At 32.0% G+C, this 1,605-nt stretch carries 1 protein-coding gene; it reads left to right on the forward strand.

The window, feature by feature from the left end:
* Window positions 1–171: 171 nt before the first annotated feature.
* A partial coding sequence (locus MVY38_RS01350) for an efflux RND transporter permease subunit (protein WP_297482639.1) occupies window positions 172–1,605 on the forward strand: 1,434 nt, incomplete at its 3' end.

The raw sequence follows: 1,605 nt of genomic DNA on the forward strand, positions 1-1,605 counted from the left end.
TCCTGCTATTTATCTTATAGATGAAAAAAATATCGCACATCTCTTTTTTATAGATATCCAAAAAGATATGATACAGAGTGCGCTTATAAAAAACAGACTTCCTAAAAATGCGAAAATTGCACTTAAAAATGCCTATATGCTTCATAATAATTTAAAAGTGAGTGTAAAATAATGAAAGAGAAAAAAGGTTTTTACCTCTATATTTTAAAAAATAAACTAGCCATTATTCTTATTATCACACTTTTAGCAGCAGTAGGTTATAAAGTTTCAACGACTATTCCTCAAGGAGTTTTACCAAATATATTTTTCCCACGAATTGAAGTAAGCATAGACAATGGACACTCTCCCATTTCACAAATGCTCTACTCTGTCACAAAACCAAGTGAGGAGGCTCTTAAAACTGTTCAGGATGTTGAAAAAATTGTCTCTTCAACATCAGTAGGATCAACAGATATAAATATCTACTTTAATTGGAATATAAACCCATATTTAGCATATCAACTTGTGCAAGCTCGTATGGCGGATATTAAAAACTCTATAAGCCCAAATGCTAAAATAACCATCAGGCAGGCAACTCCAAGCATGTATCCTGTCTCTATTTATGCAATAGCTTCAAATAATGTATCTCGCGCAAAATTGACAGAAAAGCTTTACTATGAACTCAAACCTGTAATGCTTGGAATTAGCGGGGTGTATGACATACAGATGAAATCACCCGCATGGAGTGAATATAAACTTGTACTTGATAGTAAAAAAGTAGCCGCGTATAATCTTAATATTAACGATATTATTGCACAGCTAAAAGCTCAAAATTCTATAGACTTTTTAGGACTTATTAACTCTAAACATACGCAATATATCCTTTCACTCAATCAAAAAAGAAGCAATGCAAATGACTTTTTAAAACTAAATATATCACTTGGAAATTCTAAAAGCATAAAACTGAGTGATATTGCACTCTTAGTAGAGAGAGAAAATCCAATTAAAGAGATTTCTGCCGCAAGTGGCTTTAAAAATGCAGTCATCTTTGATCTACTTCGTCAACCAAACGCAAATGCCGTAGATGTTCAAAAAGCCTTTAATATGAAAGTAGATGAACTCAATAAAAAACTTGCAAAAGATGGTATTACAATACAGAAGTATTATGACGGAACTGATTTTATTAAAAAAGCGGTAAGAAGTGTTATTGATGCTATTGCTATTGGTTCATTTATAGCCGTTTTAATTATATTTTTCTTTTTAAGAAAGTTTACCCTCTCTTTAGCTGCACTCATCATCATTCCTGTCACATTTTTTATCACTATGATTGGAATGAAACTTATTGGCATAGATTTTAATATTTTTTCTCTTGGTGGTATGGTTGCTGCAATGGGAGGACTGATTGACCAAATGCTGATAGTCGTTGAAAATATTGAACGACATTATGAAAATGGCGAGACAAAACAAGATGCCATTATCAAAGGTTCTCGTGAAATTTTACCTATTATGAGTGTTGCTACAACTTTATCTATCTTAATCTTTATACCTTTATTACTCGTCAGTGGTATAGTTGGTGTCTTTTTTAAACAGTTAGCTATTGTTCTGGTTGTAACTTACTTTATATCG

It is taken from the genome of Sulfurimonas sp. (assembly GCF_027056685.1).
GTDB lineage: Bacteria > Campylobacterota > Campylobacteria > Campylobacterales > Sulfurimonadaceae > Sulfurimonas.